Here is a 19,961-nt window from a genome sequence, read left to right as displayed (position 1 = left end):
TGGTCCCACCTGACCCCATGCCGAACTCAGCAGTGAAACGCCGTAGCGCCGATGGTAGTGTGGGGTCTCCCCATGTGAGAGTAGGGAACTGCCAGACATCAATTAGTCAGAGAAGCCATCCGTCAGCGGATGGCTTTTTTGCGTTTTGGCAAAATAGAAATAATTAACCATAAGCTAATAGCTAATGCGTTTCTCCTCATTCAATATATCACCTCGTTTTTCTTTCTTATGCTGATTATTATTCTCTATATAACAAAATGAAATAATTTCAATTTGAGTGCAATAACTCGACATTCACCTTCCTTTTGGGTTAGATTTAGCTATCTAGAAGTCTAAGTGTACAAGTTAGAATAGTCGAGGTTTCGAGCAATGCCAATTCGTGTACCAGATGAATTACCTGCGGTAAATATTCTCCGTAATGAAAACATCTTTGTCATGACCTCAACACGGGCCAATATTCAAGATATTCGCCCATTGAAAGTATTGCTGCTTAACCTCATGCCCAAGAAGATTGAAGCTGAAAATCAGTTTATCCGGTTATTGTCCAATTCACCGCTACAGATTGATATTCAATTGCTGAGAATTGATAGTCGACAATGTAAAAATACTCCTGCTGAGCATTTAGATACTTTTTATTGTGATTTTGACTCAATAAAAGATCAAAATTTTGATGGATTGATTGTCACCGGCGCCCCTTTGGGATTGGTTCAGTTTGAAGATGTCACTTATTGGGATGAAGTTGAAAAAATCGTCACTTGGGCAAAGTGTCATGTTACTTCGACACTTTTTGTTTGTTGGGCGGTTCAGGCAGCCTTAAAGATTCTTTATCGTCTCCCAAAATATACTCGAACGACCAAACTATCTGGTGTCTATTCTCATACAACGTTAGATCCTTTGGCATTATTAACGCGCGGATTTGACGAGACTTTTTGGGCACCCCATTCTCGTTTTGCTGATTTCCCAGAATCCGTTATTCGCGATCATACAGATCTAGATATTTTGGCTTGCTCCGAAGAGGCGGGTGCTTATTTATTTTCGAGTAAGGATAGAAGGCTGGTATTTGTGACAGGCCATCCTGAATATGATGTAGGTACACTCGCTGCGGAATATTGGCGTGATCGGGATGCGGGTTTAGACCCTGCGTTACCCGTCAATTACTTCCCTAATAATGATCCAGAAAATAAACCCATTGCCGCTTGGCGCAGTCATGGCCACTTACTGTTTTCGAACTGGCTGAATTATTATGTTTATCAAATCACGCCATATGATCTCACTTTTATGAACCCTTCCTTAGATTGAATCTGATTGAAATAGAAAAATGAGGTTTAGCTGAAGCGAGCCATTTCTCATTTTTTTAATTTTCCTTTTCGTAATGACGATTTCCCGCCATGAGTTATTTTTCATACATAACAAAAACTTAACACTTTTCGCCTATTTTTTTGAAATCTATTTCCCTGTTTTTTGCATCTTAAAGTCAACTTAATTATTTGATTCTATTTGGTTATTTTTTTAATTTAAAAATAATGGAAACTGTTTTTGATTTATTTTTCGAATTGATTAATCTTAAACGGGTGGTTATTTAAAAGACGAAGAGAGGGGGAGTATGCAACAGATGTTAACAACTCATTTGACCTTTATGAAGCCCTTGGGTGAGGCTGAAAATCAGGTGTTATCGCCTGAATCTATTGATTTTTTAGAGGATTTAATTGTCGAATTTTCTGACAGGCGTAAAAAATTATTGGAAGAACGCATTGAATGGCAGAAAAAGATAGACGATGGAATGCTACCAGATTTTATTTCGGAAACAACTTCCATTAGAAATGGAGATTGGAAAATACAGGGAATACCTGACGATCTCAACGATCGCCGGGTTGAAATCACGGGGCCTGTAGAACGTAAAATGGTCATTAACGCCTTAAATGCCAATGTAAAAGTTTTTATGGCGGATTTTGAGGATTCATTGGCACCTGCATGGGATAAGGTAATAAGCGGGCAAATTAACTTACGAGATGCAGTCAATGGCACGATCTCATATACCAATGAGCAGGGTAAATGCTATGAACTGAAAGCGGAGCCGGCAGTATTGATTGCCAGAGTCAGGGGGCTGCATCTGACAGAAAAACATGTTCATTATAAAGGCGAACCGATTTCTGGAGGATTATTTGATTTCGCACTTTATTTCTATTTGAATCATAAAAAACTGCTGAAAAAAGGCAGTGGTCCTTATTTTTATCTGCCTAAAATACAGAGTTACCATGAGGCCCAATGGTGGAGTGATGTTTTCAGTTTTGCAGAATCACGTTTCAATTTGCCAAAAGGCACCATTAAAGCTACGGTTTTGATTGAAACCTTGCCTGCGGTGTTCCAGATGGACGAGATTCTTTACCATTTGCGTCATCACATTGTGGGCCTTAATTGTGGGCGCTGGGATTATATTTTCAGCTATATCAAAACATTAAAAAATCATGCTGATCGTGTTTTGCCGGATCGCCAGTCCGTTACGATGACACAGCCTTTCTTGAGTGCTTATTCTCGCTTGTTAATTAAAACCTGCCATAAACGTGGTGCATTTGCGATGGGAGGGATGTCGGCGTTTATTCCCAGTAAAAATCCTGAAGAAAATCAACATGTTTTGGATAAAGTTAAAGCAGATAAAGAGTTAGAGGCCAATAATGGTCACGATGGTACATGGGTCGCACACCCGGGCCTTGCAGATATTACCATGAGGATTTTCGACACAAAATTGGGAGAACGCCAGAACCAGCTAACCGTTTTGCGTGAAGAAGATGAAACGATTACGGCTGCACAGTTACTTGCCCCTTGTTCGGGAGAAAGAACCGAAGAGGGAATGCGCGCGAATATCCGCGTTGCTGTCCAGTATATAGAAGCCTGGATTTCGGGAAATGGATGTGTACCGATTTATGGCCTGATGGAAGACGCTGCCACGGCAGAAATTTCCCGTACCTCTATTTGGCAATGGATTCGCCATGAAAAATCACTCTCCAACGGTAAAAAGGTAACAAAGGAACTGTTTAAAGGAATGTTGAAAGAAGAGTTAGAAGTTATTAAACAAGAGGTTGGGGAAGTTCGTTTTGTTCAGGGGCGATTTATGGAGGCTTCGGCCTTGATGGAAAGGATTACCACACAGGACGAGTTAATTGATTTCCTGACATTACCGGGTTATCAGTTATTGGACTAATTAAAAAACAATAATGGCAAAAACATCCGATTAATTAAGAAGAATAGGAAGTAGAACATCATGACCATCTCCCGGACACAACAAATCGCTCAATTGGAACAAGAATGGCAACAACCACGTTGGACAGGCATTACCCGCCCATATAGTGCTGAGGATGTCGTCAAATTGCGTGGTTCGGTTAATCCTGAACACACTTTGGCGCAAATGGGAGCGAAAAAGTTGTGGGAATTGTTGCAGGGTAAATCAAAAAAAGGCTATGTGAACGCGCTTGGCGCGCTGACGGGGGGGCAGGCTCTTCAACAGGCTAAAGCCGGTATTGAAGCGGTTTATCTTTCTGGCTGGCAAGTGGCGGCGGATGCAAATACGGCTTCGAGCATGTATCCCGATCAATCATTGTATCCTGTTGATTCCGTGCCGAATGTCATCAAGCGCATCAATAACAGCTTCCGTCGGGCGGACCAAATCCAGTGGTCGAATGGCATCGGTCCAGACAGTCAGGAATACATTGATTATTTCCTGCCCATTGTAGCGGATGCGGAAGCGGGTTTCGGTGGCGTATTGAACGCATTTGAACTGATGAAAGCGATGATTGAAGCAGGGGCGGCTGCGGTTCATTTTGAAGATCAATTGGCGGCAGTGAAAAAATGTGGGCACATGGGCGGCAAAGTTCTGGTGCCGACTCAGGAAGCCATCCAAAAGCTGGTCGCTGCGCGATTGGCGGCTGATGTATCCGGTGTGCCGACGCTATTAATCGCTCGTACTGATGCAGATGCAGCGGATCTGTTGACATCCGATTGCGATCCTTATGATAGTGAATTCATTACAGGCAAGCGGACTTGTGAAGGTTTTTACTGTACCCGAGCGGGCATTGAGCAAGCTATCAGCCGTGGGCTGGCTTATGCTCCTTACGCTGATGTGGTCTGGTGTGAAACGTCTACACCCGATATTGAAGCGGCGCGTCGTTTTGCCGCCGCCATTCATGCTAAATATCCAGGCAAATTGCTGGCATATAACTGTTCTCCCTCTTTCAATTGGAAAAAGAATCTGGATGATAAAACTATCTCTAGCTTCCAGGAACAGTTGTCTGCAATGGGCTATAAATTCCAGTTCATTACGTTGGCAGGCATACATAGTATGTGGTTTAACATGTTTGATTTGGCTTACGATTATGCTCGTGGCGAAGGTATGAAACATTACGTTGAAAAAGTTCAGGAACAAGAGTTCGCCTCCCTTGAGCGTGGTTATACTTTCTCTTCACACCAGCAGGAAGTGGGAACCGGATATTTTGACAAAGTCACGACCATTATTCAGGGAGAAACTTCTTCTGTGACTGCGTTGACGGGATCGACAGAAGAACAGCAATTCTGATTTCGTTATACCCATTTCATTGATATTGATGGGGAATTCCAATGGGAATTCCCCTTTACGTGTCGCATAAGGTGGCTAAATATGGAAATAGATCTCGCACGTTTAATTGCACAGACCATTTTGCAAGGATTTGATGCGCAATATGGTCGATTTCTGGAAGTCACGTCAGGCGCACAGCAACGTTTTGAACGGGCAGACTGGCATGCGGTACAGCAAGCCATGAAAAAGAGAATCAACTTGTATGATCATCATGTGGGTCTGGTGGTCGAACAGTTGAAACGTATCCACGGCTCATTGCAAGATGATGAGGATTACATCGCCGAAGTCAAAGCCGTTTATACCCTGTTATTGCCCGACTACCCACGCTTCGAAATTGCAGAAAGTTTTTTCAATTCGGTCTACTGCCGTTTATTTAAGCACCGTAATTTGAAGCCAGAAAATCTATTCATCTTATCTTCTCAACCCTCTTGCCGTTTTCGCGATATTTCTCGCCCATTGTCACGGGATTTCTTTCCAAATGGCAATCTTGCTTCAATGTTGCGAACAATCTTAAATGACTTACCATTGCGTCTAAAATGGGAAGATTTAGGGCGGGATATTAGTTATATCAAGCAATACTTACAGAATATATTTTCCCAACATGATTTATTACACGCCACTTTTCAAATTGCCAATGAGTTATTCTACCGTAATAAAGCCGCATGGTTGGTAGGGAAAATCAGAATAGGCGCAGTTGCTTATCCGTTTTTATTGCCGATTCATCACGATGAATCGGGAGAGATTTTTATCGATACCTGTTTGACCGGTTACGATGATGCCAGCATTGTTTTTGGTTTTGCTCGTTCCTATTTTATGGTTTACGCACCTTTGCCAGCGGCTTTGGTCGAGTGGTTGCGTGAGATTTTGCCGACAAAATCCACCGCTGAATTATATATGGCGATTGGTTGCCAGAAGCACGGCAAAACAGAATATTATCGTGAATATCTGGCATTCATTAATGCCTCTCAGGAACAATTTACGATTGCGCCGGGTGTGAAAGGCATGGTGATGTTGGTTTTTGCTTCTTCTTCATTTGATCGCGTATTTAAAGTGATTAAAGACAAGTTTGCACCTCAGAAAGAGGTTTCCCAAGAGCGGGTTCAGGAATGCTATCGTTTAGTAAAAGAACACGATCGGGTGGGGAGAATGGCGGATACACAAGAATTTGAAAATTTTGTTATTGATAAACGCCATATCAGCGCTGAATTAATGGCGGAATTACAAAAAGAGATACCGGAAAAACTCGAAGATTTAGGGGATAAGATCCTGATTAAACATCTTTATATGGAACGTAAAATGATACCGCTGAATATTTACATGGAACAAATAAATGAAGCGCAATTAAAGGATGTGATAGAAGAGTATGGATATGCCATTAAACAATTAGCGGCAGCCAATATTTTCCCCGGTGATATGTTATTTAAAAACTTTGGTGTTACACGTCATGGACGGGTCATTTTCTACGACTATGATGAAATTTGCTACATGACCGAAGTGAACTTTCGGGATATTCCCCCGCCACGCTATCCAGAAGATGAACTAGCCAGTGAACCATGGTACAGCGTCGCTGACAATGATGTCTTTCCAGAAGAATTCCAGCATTTTTTATGTACTGACAAGCGCATCCGGCATTATTTTGAAGAAAGTCACAGTGATCTTTTTAAAGCCGATTACTGGCGAGCGTTGCAAAAACGCATTAACAACGGGTATGTAGAAGATGTTTTTGCTTATCGCTGTAGACAGAGATTCAGTCAACGAACAGAAATCAATAAAATAAAAAATGGGGTGTAGTGCTCATCACAGATAAAAATAATAGTTCGGGAGAAAATAATGGCGAATGTTGTTTTAGCGGAATGGATTTATTTATTTTTCAATGCGGAAATAATGAAATAGTTAATTTCCGCATTAAAAATATTTAAAGGAAAAATGACGCTGTGGCTCCCGCAATGGCAGTACGCGTCAGTTCCGTAATCTGGGCATAGTCTCCTTTTCTCAATGCTTCGCCCGACACCAACCATGAGCCACCAATACACAGAACACTCTCTAATGCCAGATAATCACGATAGTTTTCCGGCGAAATTCCTCCCGTTGGGCAGAAACGGACTTGTGGGAATGGGCCTGCGATGGCTTTCAGTGCCTTAACCCCGCCATTGGCTTCTGCGGGGAAGAATTTAAAGCATTTCAGGCCATAACTCATTCCCAGCATTAATTCAGAAACGGTGGAGATCCCCGGAATAAGGGGGATTGAACCTGAAATTGCCGATTTTAACAGCGCATCAGTCAATCCTGGGCTAATGGCAAACTGAGCGCCGGCTTCGGTGACCGCAGCCAGTTGTTCAGGATTAATCACGGTGCCTGCCCCGATAATCGCTTCGGGAACTTCTTTAGCGATAAGGCGGATGGCTTCCAGAGCACATTCAGTTCTTAATGTCACTTCCAGAACACGGATCCCGCCGGCAACCAGTGCCTTCGCCAAAGGAACAGCATGTTCGATTTCGTTGATAACGATGACAGGGACAACAGGGCCATCGGTCAGGATGTTTTCTGCGGTTGTTTTCCAATTATTCATTAGCAGTCTCTCTCGTTAAATCAGAACACAAGGGATTTAAAATCCCCGTTTAGTAAAAAGTAATGCAACATGCCCCTTGTTCTGCGCCCGAAAGTTGGGTTCTCAGTGCACCAAATAGTTCACGGCCACAGCCCATATGCCCTGCGCTTAAGTCTGGGTGATAGGGTGTTCTTTGTGCTAATTCCTGCTCATCAACCAGAAGGATAAGTTCTCCAGTACGGCCATCAACGCGAACCCGATCGCCATCTTGTATTTTTGCCAGCAATCCGCCGGTTCTGGCTTCTGGCGTAACATGAATGGCGGCAGGGACTTTACCGGAAGCACCGGATAAACGACCATCAGTGACTAAGGCAACTTTAAAACCACGGTCCATCAACACGCCCAGCGGTGGCATCAACTTATGTAATTCTGGCATCCCATTTGCTTGCGGGCCTTGATTGCGAACAACCACTACGCAGTCACGATCCAGCTTGCCGGACTCAAAAGCAGGAGCAATATCATGCTGGCTGTTAAAGACCACTGCGGGTGCCTCAATAACCTGATTATCCGCCGGAACCGCAGACGTTTTCATCACTGCACGACCGAGATTGCCGGTCATGACTTTTGTGCCGCCATGTTGCTCAAACGGCTGTTCAATGCTGGCAATGATATTGCTGTCCAGTGAAGAGAGGGCACCTTCACGCCAAGCCAACCGGCCTTCATCAAGCCAAGGTTCTTGAGTATAACGTTCCAAACCAAATCCAGCGATAGTACTGACATCGCGATGCAGTAAGCCTTTTTTCAGTAATTCACGGATCACCAACGCCACCCCGCCCGCAGCCTGAAACTGGTTGATATCCGCTGGCCCATTTGGATAGATGCGACACAGCAGAGGAATAACTTCTGACAATTCGGAAAAGTCATCCCAATTGATGATGATCCCAGCAGCCCTGGCCATGGCAATAAGGTGCATAGTCAAGTTGGTTGATCCCCCGGTTGCCAACAAAGCAATAATGCCATTGACGATCACTTTTTCATCGACCATCTGACCCAATGGCAGATAATGACCTGAAATTTCAGTCAGACGGGTAACTTGACGTGCGGCGGCATCATTTAAGGCTTCACGCAGTGAGGTCTCCGGAGGGATAAAAGAAGCCCCCGGTAAATGTAGCCCCATGATTTCCATCACCATTTGGTTGGAATTCGCTGTACCGTAAAAAGTACAGGTTCCGATGCTGTGGTAAGACGCCGCTTCAGCCTCCAGCAGCGCTTGTCGGTCAACTTTGCCTTCGGCATAAAGCTGGCGAATGCGAACTTTTTCTTTGTTTGGCAAGCCACTGGCCATCGGCCCGGCAGGGACAAAAACAGCAGGTAAGTGCCCGAATGACAAGGCAGCCATGACCAAACCCGGCACAATTTTGTCGCAAATACCCAAATAAAGGGCACCATCAAACATATTATGAGAAAGTCCAACGGCAGCCGACATGGCAATAACGTCGCGGCTAAGCAGAGATAATTCCATGCCATCCTGACCTTGCGTCACACCGTCGCACATGGCGGGAACCCCTCCGGCAACCTGACCGACCGCGCCTACTGCGTGCAGAGAATCTTTTAACTTTTGTGGATAGTTTTCATAAGGCTTGTGGGCGGAAAGCATATCGTTGTAAGAAGTAATAATGGCGATGTCATTATGCACCATATTCTTCAATGCGATTTTTTCGTCATTCTGACAGGCTGCAAAACCATGAGCCAGATTACCGCATGCCAGTTGTGCACGATGGACGGTTTTTGAACGAGCTGATTCAATGCGTGCCAAATAGTGGCTGCGGGTTTCTTTTGATCGTTCAATGATACGTTGTGTAATGCGTGCGACGGTTTCGTTGGTAGCCGTACTGTTCTGGTTTGTTGTCATGATAATTGCTCCCGACACCACAATGGAATGTGACTATGGCTTCATTGTTACCGGTAACATTGTTAATGCAATAATCAGAGGATGCAATCAACTTTCGTCGCTTACGCCTTTTATCTGTGATCTATGTCAATTTTTAAAGCTGAAACGTAACAGCTTGTCAACAAAACCGCTTTTTATCCGGAGTTTTAGCAAAAATTACTGAATTCCACCGTATTCTCTACTGATCGCTTTCGCCGCGCGAATAACAAGAGCGCCGAGTTCAGTCACACGATCGTCGGAGATACGTGAAACCGGGCCAGAGATAGAAATAGCGGCAAAGGCTTCATGATATTCATCATAGATACAGGCGGCGATACAGCGTAATCCTAACGCATGTTCTTCATCATCCAATGAGAACCCTTGTTTACGGATCTGTTCGAGATTTTCTGTTAATGCGGCTGCGGTGGTACAGGTATGTTGTGTATAAGCGTGCATGCCTTTTTTATGCAGCAATTGCAGACGTTTTTGCTCAGACAGCGTAGCAAGCAGTGCTTTGCCGGCACCGGAAGCGTGCATCGGCAGTTTACCCCCAATGGGTGCGGACATTCTCATCAGCGCATTGCACTGTACTTGATCGACAATCACGGCTTCATATTCATCAAGATTAAGAATAGCAAGGTTGACAGTTTCACCGGAATCTTCCATTAACTGACGCAATAGAGGATGAACCAGCACCATCAGATTACGGCTTTGCAGAAAACTGCTGCCAACGACAAAGGCATGGGAAGCAATCACCCACAATCCCAGATCACCTATTTGGCGGACAAAACCGTGCTGTTGCAAAGTGGTCAAAAGACGATGGGTGGTGGAATTGGGCAGACCGGCTTGTATCGCCAGATCCGTCAAGGCAACACCGACAGGAGAATCGGAAATGTATTCCAAAAGTGTTAACCCTCGACTTAAAGACTGAACCTGACCGCTTGCAGCGGCACTGTTTGTCGTCATTTTAGTTTTTTTTGTGCGCTTGCTGGCAACGGCTGTGTTCATAAGATGCCCTCTGAATAATCGTCTGCTCACAGCAATGGTGCTGTGCTGAACATAAAATGGAATTTATTTTCGTTTTCTTATTATGGATGATAAAGAGGGGAAAAACACATCCGATGTGTTGGCCGCGAGAAAATGAAATAGGGGGCAGGAATTTGCATGGACTGAAATGAAGCGGTCATATAACCGCTTTATCTTCCATAATCTTCCATAATTTAATTCATTCTCGCGTGATGTTGAATGTGTTTCGTCATACTTCAAACAAACTGCGATGCAATGTCCGAATCACCTGTTCCGCATCTTTGCCGGGAACAAGCAAACAGACATTGTGGCTGCTTGCGCCACAGCTTATCATGCGGATATTAAACGACTCCAGCACCCCAAAAATCCCTTTGCCCAATCCTTTTGCCTGTGAAAGCTCATTGCCGATAATGGCGACCAGTGCCATATCTTCTTCAACTTCCACGCGGCATAACGTGGAAAGTTCGGTCAACAACGCATTGGTCAGCAAACTGCCATTGGTGCTGGTCGAACCGGTGGTATCCAGCGTCAGGGCGATGCTCACTTCGGATGTGGTAATCAGATCCACAGAAATATGATGGCGCGAGAGCAGGGTAAAAACTTCTGCCAAAAAACCTCTGGCATGGAGCATTTTCAAGCTATGCAGAGTCAGTAAAGTCTGCTTGCGGCGTAATGCCAACGCACGGAACAGGGGGGGATTCTCGGTTTTATCGCAAACCACGGTGCCGCCCGCGAGGGGATCTTTACTGGAGCCGACAAAAACCGGAATGCCAGAGCGAACTGCCGGTAGCAGTGTGGCAGGATGGAGGATTTTGGCACCAAAAGTCGCCATTTCTGCGGCTTCATCAAAGGCAATTCTATCAATGCGTTTAGCGGTAGGGGCAACACGGGGATCGGTGGTATAGATGCCCGGAACATCGGTCCAGATATCAACGCGCTGTAACCCAAGTGCCTCACCCAGCAACGCGGCGGTATAATCACTGCCCCCCCGTCCCAGCGTGGTTGTGCGGCCTTTCTCTTCTCTGCCGATAAAACCCTGGGTGATAACGAGAGTATTATTCAGGCGAGGATAAAGATGTTCCATTGCCAGCGTATGGAGCTGGAGGGTATCCGGTTCTGCCTGCCCAAAGTTATCACTGGTTCGCATGATCCGACGGATATCAAACCATTCTGCGTCCGTATTGCGCTGGCGTAGCAATTCGACAAACAATAAGGTGGACATCACTTCACCGTGACTCACCAATTCGTCAGTCAGTGCTTCCGAGGTGGCGAGAGAGGCCGCTTCTGACAGCATCTCAATATTTTCCAGCAGGCGATCAATTTCTTCTTGGATCACCGCGGCTTCATGCAATCGCCCAATAATGGCATATTGAATGTCACGGATCTGTTTCAGGTAGTGTTCCCGCTTATCGTTATCGCAGCCCGCCGCCAAGGCAACCAACAAATTGGTCACGCCAGCGGACGCTGACAGCACAACCACGCGAACATGGGGGTCTGCCAAAATAATGTCGGCACAGTGATTCATGGCATCAAAGTCTGCCACACTAGTACCACCAAATTTTGCGACAACATACTGCAGGTCAGGGGATGAAACAGCACACATGGATGATAACCTTTTGTCCGAAGAATAGACGTTTAGAAATATCGGGTTAGACGTATTGAGTCAATGTTTGACAAGCAAGCATAAATAATTTTCATGATGGAAATAAAATTATCATTTTTGCCTATCCCAACATCGACTTATTTCGTTATTGGCCCATTTCAACATTGGTTCATTTAAACATTGATTCATTTCAACAAATAGGGCTGGAAATCACGGGCTATTTTGACCAATATCAGTCATTACAAGGAAAGGGAGATTAATCACAGCATTAAACCGTTACAATCTGTGTATTCATTCCTATTGTTTATCGACAGTTGATAGAGAGCATTATCCATGAAAAACATTAACCCTAGCCAGACTGAAGCCTGGAAAGCCCTACAGCAGCATTTTGAGCATATAAAAAATGTGCATTTGCGCGATCTGTTTGAACAGGATAAAGAACGGTTCACGGCATTTTCTGCGACATTTGATCAGCAGATTCTGGTGGATTATTCCAAAAACCGCATTACCGCTGAAACGCTGGCAAAATTACAGGCACTGGCGCAAGAAACCGATTTGAGCAGTGCCATCCGCAGCATGTTCTCCGGTGAAAAAATCAATCGCACGGAAGATCGCGCCGTGCTGCACATTGCCCTGCGTAACCGCAGCAATACCCCGATTATGGTGGACGGGGAAGATGTGATGCCGCAGGTCAATGCCGTGCTGGCAAAAATGAAGTCATTCAGTGAGCGCATCATCGGTGGTGAGTGGAAAGGCTATACAGGAAAAACGATAACTGATGTGGTGAACATTGGTATCGGAGGATCCGATCTTGGCCCGTATATGGTGACCGAAGCCCTGAAAGCGTATAAAAATCATCTGAATATGCATTTTGTTTCCAATGTTGATGGCACTCACATCGCTGAAACACTAAAAACCTTAAATCCAGAAACCACCTTGTTCCTGATTGCTTCCAAGACGTTTACCACGCAAGAAACCATGACCAATGCCCATTCTGCGCGTCATTGGTTCTTGCAAAGTGCTGTTGATGAAGCCCATGTCGCCAAACATTTTGCGGCGTTATCAACCAATGAACAGGAAGTCAGTAAATTCGGGATTGATCCACAAAACATGTTTGAATTCTGGGATTGGGTAGGCGGACGCTATTCGCTCTGGTCTGCGATTGGCTTATCCATTGCACTTTCCATCGGCTATGAAAATTTCGAACAATTGTTGAGTGGTGCTCATGCGATGGATAAACATTTTGAGCAAACCGCCTTTGAACATAACATTCCCGTTTTGTTGGCACTGATCGGCATTTGGTACAACAATTTCTTTGGCGCAGAAACTGAAGCGATTCTGCCATACGATCAATACCTGCATCGTTTTGCGGCTTACTTCCAGCAAGGCAATATGGAATCAAACGGCAAATACATTGACCGGAATGGCAATCCAGTGAATTACCAGACTGGGCCAATTATTTGGGGTGAGCCGGGGACGAATGGTCAGCATGCTTTCTACCAGCTTATCCATCAGGGAACCAAATTGATCCCTTGTGATTTTATCGCTCCGGCAATGAGCCACAATCCGCTTGGCGACCATCACAGTAAGCTGCTATCCAATTTCTTTGCACAAACTGAAGCACTGGCCTTTGGCAAAACTCAGGCTCAGGTGGAAGCGGAATTCGCGGCTGCCGGAAAAAGTACTCAGGACGTGGCGAATGTTGTGCCGTTCAAAGTCTTTGCAGGCAACCGGCCGACCAACTCGATTTTATTGCGCGAAATAACTCCATTTAGTTTGGGGGCATTGATTGCCATGTATGAGCATAAAATCTTTGTTCAAGGTGCAATTCTGAATATTTTCTCCTTTGATCAATGGGGGGTTGAACTGGGTAAGCAGTTGGCAAACCGTATCCTGCCTGAATTGCACGATACAGAAGCCGTGAACAGCCATGACAGTTCTACCAATGGCCTGATTAACCGATTCAAAGCATGGCGCTAATCTGATTTCCTTCTTTTGACCCAACCTCTCCTCAGTAACAACCTTTATTGAGGAGAGGTTTTTTATGATTTCCATAAATTGCTACCAACTTTTTATTTTATTGGTCTGCAACATGATATCCTCATGCCCCACTCGTTGTGCTGTCGGGGAAAATGAGATTCCCCGCAATGGGAAAATGACATGGCAGATGACACAATATTAACATCGACACCCATCCACTGGTTTTCGGCAGATGAGGCCGCGCTTCCTGAAGATATATTAGATTGGCTGATGGAAGTCGGCTCAATGACCCGCCGCTTTGAACAATACTGTCAGCAGGTATCGATTGCCCCTTTTCGGGAATGCTTTATCACGGCAGAAGAATTAGGCGATGAAAGTGAGCACTTACCTATAAGTGAAAAATATTGGTTGCGTGAGGTTATCTTGTATGGGGATAACATCCCGTGGCTTTTAGGGCGCACGGTTATTCCGGCGGAAACGCTAACCGGCCCAGATCGGAAATTGGTTGACGTAGGAACAGTTCCACTCGGCCGTTATCTTTTTAGTGGTAATAATCTGACACGGGATTATATTCAAATAGGCTGGCAAGAATATCGCTGGGCACGACGTTCTTTATTGAGATTGTCGGGTAAACCTCTATTGCTCACAGAAGTTTTTCTGCCAGAATCACCTGCCTATAAGATCAACAAAATAAAAGGGGAGAAATAGATTGGAGGTCAGTATGACGCAGAATAAATGGCGCGCCTATTGCCGTTTAATGCGTATCAATAAACCCATTGGCGTATTATTACTATTATGGCCAACCTATTGGGCATTGTGGATCGCCGCAAAAGGCATACCCAATTTGCATGTCTTGTTAGTTTTTACTCTCGGTGTGTTTTTCATGCGTGCTGCGGGATGTTGCATTAATGATTTTGCAGACAGAAAATTTGATGGCTATGTAGAGCGGACAAAATCTCGTCCTCTTCCTAGTGGTGACATTAGCGAAAAAGAAAGCAAAATCTTGTTTGCCACTCTGGTGCTCATTTCTTTTGCGCTGGTTTTGACACTGAATAAAATGACAATAGCGTTGTCAGTCGTTGGCTTAGTGCTGGCGTGGACTTATCCTTTTGTTAAACGCATCAGCCACTTGCCGCAAGTTGTGTTGGGCGCGGCCTACGGCTGGTCAATTCCGATGGCATTTTCCGCAGTTAGTGAGTCCTTACCTTTAGAGTGCTGGCTGCTGTTTTTAATCAACATTATCTGGTCAGTGATTTACGATACACAGTATGCAATGGTTGATCGAGATGATGATCTAAAAATCGGTGTGAAATCGACGGCGGTGCTTTTTGGGCGCTTTGATAAACTGATTATTGGTCTTCTGCAATTCACCATGCTGGGCATTTTGGTACTGGTTGGCAATATCGTGAATCTGGGGGGAATATACTACTGGACAATATTGCTGGCAGCAGCGCTGTTTATTTATCAACAAAAATTGATTGCAGGCCGGGAAAGAGCATCTTGCTTTCAGGCATTTATGAACAATAACTACGTTGGCTTTATTCTATTCCTCGGCATCCTTTGCAGCTATGTTTAATATAATGGGCGGTATGACCGCCCATTAATCCTTTATACCCTTCATACTTCAAGTTGCCTCTTTGTTGGCTACGCTCACCCACCCCGGTCACATAGTTATCTATGTTCCCGGGGATGACTGAGAGGCTCCTGCCTCTCACCGGAGGCCAGCCTTTGGCTGGGCAAATTCGTTCCCGACGAATTTGTCGCTCCCTTGCCGCCGCGATGCAACCCGAATTATTTTGGGTATATATACCCGAAGTCAGCCATTACCCCTGATTTTTTACTTGCTCAGGGTCATTTTGCTCTGGTGGCATACTGACACTTTCAATGGTTAAGCGAATTTCAGGTGACATCAACTCACTCAGCACATGGTAGAGTGCCTGGGCGTTGCTCGTAATCATATCGCCACTATCTTGCGTATAGCCTTCTTCGCGCAGTGTATTGACTGAGCAGGCGAAAACCGCCTTGTCAAAGAACTCCGGCGCATTGATACCATGCAGCACTGATAGACGCTGTGCCAACATCCGGCTCTCTTTTTCCAGTACACCACGACTGATATCTGGGGTGGCATTCAATAAAGACAGCGTAATGGCATAGCGTTGCAGGGTTTCCCTGATACCGGCCGCCAGTAATTGCAGTGAGCGAATACGTGCAGGGTTCAGTACCAGCATTTCTTGTTCTTTGTTACAGATAAGGCATTGACGCGCCAGTTCATCAATTAAGGTATTGACGACATTGGGGAGCGTTTCCTTGCTGTAACGCATGAAAAGTTCCTGCTTGATGAGCGGATAGATGAGTTCAACCTGCCTGAGCAATTCGCTGCGATTGATACGGCGATGATGCATCACAATGCTGGCAATCAAGGATGGCAGGATCAACAAGTGCTGGATATTGTTGCGATAATAAGTCATCAATACCGCGTTTTCGCGGGGCAGGATAATGATATCCCCCAGACTGTCTTTCTCGACCTCAAACTTATCCATCAACAAGGCGTGATCCAACAACTCTTCCGCCGTTTTGTTCGGTACAGTGATATCGTCGGTGTAAGGCACATTTTGCAATAATTGCAGGTAGCAATCCAACTGCTCAATAAGCTGCTCGCGAGTGAGTGCTCGCTGACGTGATGACAGTAACGCCGTAGTACATAAATTGATCGCATTGGCGGCGGCGGCATTATTGATATTGACCATAATATTGCCAGCCAGTTTACTGACGGTTGGAGACAGCCATGTAGGGCGCTGGGATTCTATCGGGTCAATGGAATCACGCCAATCCGGAACATGCTGATTAAGGTACTGTATCAACGGGATGGGTTCACCAAAGTTCACGTAACCCTGCCCCAGATTACGCAGTTTGCGCAATCCCCGCACCATCTGGAAAAAACCTTCTTTTTCTTTGGTGGCACCCCGCAACTCTTTGGCGTAAGTCGCCACTTCCATCACATGCTCATAACCGATATAGATCGGCACAATTGTGATGGGACGGGATTCCCCACGCAGCATCGCTTGCAAGGTCATGGAAAGTGTGCCGGTTTTCGGGTCAAGCAGACGTCCGGTACGTGAACGACCGCCTTCGACAAAATATTCAACCGAATAACCACGGGAAAACAACTCACCGAGATATTCACGGAAGATCGTCGAATAGAGTTTATTACCTTTAAACGTGCGGCGGATAAAGAACGCGCCAAGACGACGGAATATCGGCCCGGCAGGCCAGAAATTCAAGTTAATGCCCGCCGCAATGTGTGGCGGAACCAGCCCCTGATGATAAAGCACATAGGAGAGCAAAAGATAATCCATATGGCTGCGGTGGCATGGAACATAAACCAATTCATGACCATCCTGTGCCAACTGGCGGACGCGTTCGGCATTATGAACATTGATGCCTTGATACAAACGATTCCACGTCCAACTCAAAACACGATCGGTCAATCGCACGGTTTCATAGGAGAAATCCGCCGCAATCTCTTCCAACATATTAATGGCATTCTGCTTGGCCTTTTCGGGAGAGATTTTCTTGCTACGGGCTTCATCAGCAATGGCTTTTTCTATCGCTTTCGAAGTCAGTAACTTATTGAACAGATCCTGTCTGGCAGGCAAACGAGGCCCAACCGCCGCAAGACGTTGACGGGAATAGTGTATCCGGGCAACACGAGCGAGTTTATTGGCAATAATATCATCCGTACCGTGTTCGTCAGCCATATGGCGTAGAGAAACGGGAGTGGAGAAACGCACAAAACTATCCCGCCCAAGCCACAGGATCGCAAAAAACTTCTGCACACCGTTCAGCAGACGTAATTGCGGTGCCGTATTCGTCTCATGTCCTTCACGCCCAGGAGAGCGGCCAAACATGACAGAAACTGGCACCATTTGGATATTCAAATCAGAATTATTGCGATGCAGATCCAGATAAGAATGAAAAATTTTCACAGATTCATGCTTTGGGGCATAACAACGGAACACGCGTGGGCCGTTATCAATAAAGACACAACTCGGAAGCTGTGTGTCCCCAATTTCCAGAGGGTCCAACGGATCGGGCAGCTCTTGCGCCAGACATTGTTGACGTAGAGTCAATAAGTCTGTCTTCGAGTGGTACGGTAGTACGTACAAAATAGGCCGTGTCGTATCAAGACGCAGCTCTGCAATGGGATCCGTAGGGATAAGTTTACTTTTTACTAATAATTTTAGTGGTAAATTCAATAACTTATAATATATTTTACGCCAACCTGACATAACTGCTTTAAGCCTCTTGTTAGCAATGCGTCGCAAGGATACCAGAAACAGATTTTGAGATCTGTGGAAATTAAGACAATATAAAGGGCTAAAAGTTATATAACCATACAATTATTAAGTTCATTTAAGAAAGTTATCATGGCAAATCAATCAACAGGTTTGACTCGTATCATCAAGGCGGCTGGCTATTCTGCGAAAGGAATCAAGGCCGCTTGGCAAAATGAAGCCGCATTTCGGCAGGAAAGCATGACTGCCATATTTGCGATTCTCATCGCATTTTCTTTAGATGTTAGCTTATTTGAGAAGCTCTTGCTTATCGGTTCTGTCATGCTAGTTGTTATTGTTGAAATTCTTAACAGTGCCATAGAAGCGGTCGTGGATCGTATTGGCAGTGAGTATCATGAATTATCAGGTCGAGCGAAGGATATGGGGTCGGCGGCTGTATTGCTAACCATACTTCTTGCATTGCTTACGTGGGGAATGATCCTTTGGTCGCATTTTATGCGCTGATGTGATGTGTTTTTCATCAAGATACGTTATTTAACGGCTTTTACATGCCGACAGGTTCCCAATTCTAGTTTACCTGTATATACTCACAGTCTGACTGTATAAACAAACAGGGGGCGAAATGAAAGCATTAACTGCCAGGCAGCAGCAAGTCTATAACTTGGTGCGCGACCATATTTCGCAAACGGGTATGCCACCGACACGTGCTGAAATCGCGGCACGTCTTGGTTTTCGTTCACCTAACGCGGCAGAAGAGCATTTAAAGGCTCTGGCGCGTAAAGGGGTGATAGAGATTATCGCTGGTGCATCCAGGGGTATCCGTTTGCTTCTCGAAGAGCAAGGTGAAAGCGCGGGATTACCGCTGATTGGTCGTGTTGCTGCAGGCGAGCCATTGCTGGCTCAGGAACATATCGAAAGTCATTATAAGGTTGATCCGGGACTGTTCAAACCAAGTGCTGATTTTCTGTTACGTGTCCGTGGAATGTCTATGAAAGACATCGGTATTATGGACGGGGATTTACTGGCTGTGCATAAAACACAGGATGTTCATAACGGGCAAGTCATTGTGGCGCGTATTGAAGATGAAGTCACAGTAAAACGTTTTAAACAAACAGGGAACAAAATTGAACTGATTGCTGAAAATCCAGAATTTGAACCGATTGTTATTGATTTGAGCGAACAGAGTTTCACTATTGAAGGATTGGCAGTAGGCGTTATTCGTAACGGGGACTGGTTCTGATTGTAAAAGCGGATAATTGCACTTTGCCATTCTGGGGCGGTCATTTTTTTCAGTACTTGTTAAACTCAGGTTAAGCGTAAGCGGTAACTTGAAGATATACCCAATGGATTTCAAGATGCAGCCAACAAAGCGGCAACTTGAAAGACGATGGGTATATGAGTACATCAGGCATGACCGCCTCATCGCTTAATCATCTGTCAAACATGCTTGCCTTATTTCTTCTTATTCCCTGCAACTGGATGATTGTGCTGACATATATCTCGTTCTGCGCAAGAGTCGATTTCATGGCAAGAAGAGCACAAACCGTGAACTTCGATCACACTATTTCGTAAATGAAACCCTGTACCTTGTGCCAGCTTCTGAATGGTGGATTCAATCGTTTTCGCGTCTTTTTCCGTGACTGAACCACAATCTTCACAAATAAACATCGCCGAAGTATGGCTGGGTTCCTCAAAATGATGGCAGAGAACATAACTGTTTGTGGATTCTATTTTGTGAATAAAACCTTGTTCCAACAGAAACTCTAAACCACGATAAACCGTTGGGGGCTTGGCTTGGGGTTCGACTTCACGCAACAAATCCAGCAAATCATAAGCGCTGATTGCGCCGGGTTGTTCCGTAATGAGACGCAGAACTTCGAGACGTTGGGGGGTCAAACGAACCCCTCTTGACAGACAGATCGTCTCAGCCTGTGCCAGTAACTTTTTTTGATTGATCGTTTTCATTACACTTC

15 protein-coding genes and 1 rRNA gene are annotated in these 19,961 nt (G+C 45.1%); 10 read left to right on the top strand and 6 right to left on the bottom strand.

Going from position 1 to position 19,961, the window contains the following annotated elements; all coding sequences use genetic code 11:
* The 5 genes from rrf to aceK all read left to right on the top strand — a co-directional run.
* Positions 1–97: ribosomal RNA gene (gene rrf / locus Xbed_RS14075) — 5S ribosomal RNA — on the top strand; the annotation flags it as partial.
* A gap of 272 nt (positions 98–369) precedes the next feature.
* Complete coding sequence (metA, locus tag Xbed_RS14070) at positions 370–1,299, top strand: homoserine O-acetyltransferase MetA (protein ID WP_086113537.1); 930 nt, start codon at positions 370–372, stop codon at positions 1,297–1,299.
* Positions 1,300–1,603: 304 nt separating this feature from the next.
* Positions 1,604–3,199: a malate synthase A gene (aceB, locus tag Xbed_RS14065; protein WP_086113536.1), complete on the top strand. Its 1,596-nt coding sequence runs from the start codon at positions 1,604–1,606 to the stop codon at positions 3,197–3,199.
* 60 nt (positions 3,200–3,259) lie between these two features.
* Positions 3,260–4,567 (top strand): isocitrate lyase, encoded by a 1,308-nt coding sequence (aceA, locus tag Xbed_RS14060; RefSeq protein WP_086113535.1) that lies wholly within the window; start codon positions 3,260–3,262, stop codon positions 4,565–4,567.
* Positions 4,568–4,648: 81 nt separating this feature from the next.
* Complete coding sequence (gene aceK, locus Xbed_RS14055) at positions 4,649–6,397, top strand: bifunctional isocitrate dehydrogenase kinase/phosphatase (RefSeq protein ID WP_086113534.1); 1,749 nt, start codon at positions 4,649–4,651, stop codon at positions 6,395–6,397.
* Between the two features lie 124 nt (positions 6,398–6,521).
* Here aceK and Xbed_RS14050 read toward each other — a convergent pair whose 3' ends face one another.
* The 4 genes from Xbed_RS14050 to lysC all read right to left on the bottom strand — a co-directional run bounded on the left by Xbed_RS14050 (position 6,522) and on the right by lysC (position 11,713).
* Complete coding sequence (locus tag Xbed_RS14050) at positions 6,522–7,175, bottom strand: bifunctional 4-hydroxy-2-oxoglutarate aldolase/2-dehydro-3-deoxy-phosphogluconate aldolase (protein ID WP_086113533.1); 654 nt, start codon at positions 7,173–7,175, stop codon at positions 6,522–6,524.
* Positions 7,176–7,224: 49 nt separating this feature from the next.
* Positions 7,225–9,066 (bottom strand): phosphogluconate dehydratase, encoded by a 1,842-nt coding sequence (gene edd, locus Xbed_RS14045; RefSeq protein WP_086113532.1) that lies wholly within the window; start codon positions 9,064–9,066, stop codon positions 7,225–7,227.
* Positions 9,067–9,261: 195 nt separating this feature from the next.
* Complete coding sequence (gene iclR / locus Xbed_RS14040; protein WP_086113531.1) at positions 9,262–10,092, bottom strand: glyoxylate bypass operon transcriptional repressor IclR; 831 nt, start codon at positions 10,090–10,092, stop codon at positions 9,262–9,264.
* Positions 10,093–10,339: 247 nt separating this feature from the next.
* The gene (lysC, locus tag Xbed_RS14035) at positions 10,340–11,713 is read right to left on the bottom strand and encodes a lysine-sensitive aspartokinase 3 (protein ID WP_086113530.1); all 1,374 of its coding nucleotides are present in this window, start codon (positions 11,711–11,713) and stop codon (positions 10,340–10,342) included.
* A 333-nt stretch (positions 11,714–12,046) separates the two neighbouring features.
* Here lysC and pgi point away from each other — a divergent pair, with 333 nt between their 5' ends.
* The 3 genes from pgi (at position 12,047) to ubiA (ending at position 15,269) form a co-directional block, all read left to right on the top strand.
* The gene (pgi, locus tag Xbed_RS14030) at positions 12,047–13,693 is read left to right on the top strand and encodes a glucose-6-phosphate isomerase (RefSeq protein WP_086113529.1); all 1,647 of its coding nucleotides are present in this window, start codon (positions 12,047–12,049) and stop codon (positions 13,691–13,693) included.
* Positions 13,694–13,873: 180 nt separating this feature from the next.
* Entirely contained in the window at positions 13,874–14,401 is a 528-nt protein-coding gene (gene ubiC / locus Xbed_RS14025; RefSeq protein ID WP_086113528.1) for a chorismate lyase, read from the top strand.
* Positions 14,402–14,414: 13 nt separating this feature from the next.
* Positions 14,415–15,269 carry a 4-hydroxybenzoate octaprenyltransferase gene (gene ubiA, locus Xbed_RS14020; RefSeq protein ID WP_086113527.1) on the top strand — a complete coding sequence of 285 codons (855 nt, stop codon included), beginning with the start codon at positions 14,415–14,417 and terminating at the stop codon, positions 15,267–15,269.
* Positions 15,270–15,516: 247 nt separating this feature from the next.
* Here the strand turns inward: ubiA and plsB are convergent, their stop codons facing one another.
* Positions 15,517–17,982, bottom strand: coding sequence for a glycerol-3-phosphate 1-O-acyltransferase PlsB (gene plsB / locus Xbed_RS14015; RefSeq protein ID WP_086113526.1), 2,466 nt, complete (start codon positions 17,980–17,982; stop codon positions 15,517–15,519).
* 138 nt (positions 17,983–18,120) lie between these two features.
* Between plsB and Xbed_RS14010 the strand changes: the two genes are divergently transcribed.
* Both Xbed_RS14010 and lexA read left to right on the top strand, forming a co-directional pair.
* A complete protein-coding gene (locus Xbed_RS14010; RefSeq protein ID WP_086113525.1) occupies positions 18,121–18,492 on the top strand; it encodes a diacylglycerol kinase in 372 nt (123 codons plus the stop codon).
* 118 nt (positions 18,493–18,610) lie between these two features.
* Positions 18,611–19,228: a transcriptional repressor LexA gene (gene lexA / locus Xbed_RS14005; protein ID WP_086113524.1), complete on the top strand. Its 618-nt coding sequence runs from the start codon at positions 18,611–18,613 to the stop codon at positions 19,226–19,228.
* Positions 19,229–19,440: 212 nt separating this feature from the next.
* Here lexA and zur read toward each other — a convergent pair whose 3' ends face one another.
* Positions 19,441–19,953, bottom strand: a complete 513-nt coding sequence (gene zur, locus Xbed_RS14000; RefSeq protein WP_086113523.1) for a zinc uptake transcriptional repressor Zur — start codon at positions 19,951–19,953, stop codon at positions 19,441–19,443.
* Positions 19,954–19,961 lie beyond the last annotated feature (8 nt).

The sequence above is a fragment of the Xenorhabdus beddingii genome (assembly GCF_002127545.1).
Lineage (GTDB): Bacteria > Pseudomonadota > Gammaproteobacteria > Enterobacterales > Enterobacteriaceae > Xenorhabdus > Xenorhabdus beddingii.
This window is presented reverse-complemented; position numbering and strand designations above follow the sequence as displayed.